The organism is Candidatus Obscuribacterales bacterium, assembly GCA_036703605.1.
In the GTDB taxonomy this organism is placed as follows: Bacteria; Cyanobacteriota; Cyanobacteriia; order RECH01; family RECH01; genus RECH01.
Genome location: DATNRH010000252.1, coordinates 1 through 1,053, shown reverse-complemented (window position 1 = coordinate 1,053; position 1,053 = coordinate 1). Strand labels below are relative to the sequence as shown.

The 1,053-nt window shown below is 55.6% G+C and carries 1 protein-coding gene; it reads left to right on the top strand.

From position 1 onward, the window contains the following. The first annotated feature begins 70 nt into the window (after window positions 1-70). Window positions 71-655: a hypothetical protein gene (locus V6D20_05255; GenBank protein HEY9815197.1), complete on the top strand. Its 585-nt coding sequence runs from the start codon at window positions 71-73 to the stop codon at window positions 653-655. The last annotated feature ends 398 nt before the right edge of the window (window positions 656-1,053 follow it).

Below are 1,053 nucleotides of genomic sequence, written 5' to 3'. Positions count from 1 at the left end.
CCTGGCCACCTCTTATCGTCACTTCTTGGCAAACATCCGTGAGGAGCTTACCTCTGGTCTTTGATACCACATGGCCCACACGCCTGCCACTCATGTCCACGTCTGCCTGCGCCTCATGTACTGGGTGCAGGTTCAGGTGTTCGACTACATCCAGGAGCGCTCGCTCTCTCGGCCCGGCTACCTTCCCAACTTCGCATCCATGGAAAGGGCCCTAGGCATCAAGACTTATGAGAATGATCTCCCTCACCTTCCCCAGACGTGGCTGACGGTGGTGGACGAACAGCAGCCAGCCCCGCGTTTGGGAACTGGTCCTGGGACGGCTCGCGGGGGCAAAAGCACCGGAACAGCTCCAGCTGCAGCGGCCGGCACGGCCAAGCCCTCCGTCATTTCGAATCCCAACTTGGATGCATCACTCAACGAGCAATACACGGGATCTGGTCACACTTCGGTGAACTCGTTGCTCAAAGCCCATTCGGGGAATGATCCTCTCGTGGTCCCGAAGATTGGAGGTCATCCAGTTTGCCTGTCCTACCTCTTGAGAGGAACGTGCTATGAGGGATGCAAGCGTGCCTCCACCCACATTCAGGCCAACAAGAATGTGATCGATGCCACTCACAAGCTCTTGACCGACTGTGGGGTGGCTACCAAGCCCTGAGGCGCTCCAAGCGTCTCCTACCCTCCTTCTCCTGCGAAAAGAATAGTTGGAGGGCACCTCACCGGCCTGCCGAAGGTCGTTCGCACATCACCACAACAAAGACATTTCACATCCACACCAAACAACACTCCTACATATAATAACGAAGCAAGCGCAGCAAGCCACCGCGCGCAAGAAGAAAACACAATAGTGGCCCCTCCTACAGAAAGCCCTGGCCCGGAAGCTAGCTCCACGCCGTCCACACCAAGCAAGCGACCAGCCCCCTCTGTAGGGAAGGAGCCCCCCAATAAGAAGATACTAGAAAATCAGTTCATCCAAGACCGCCTAGGTACGTTAGTTAATAGTCTTTCCGATCAATTAGACAATGCTGGCTCCTGGGAAGAATTTGTACACTCTGT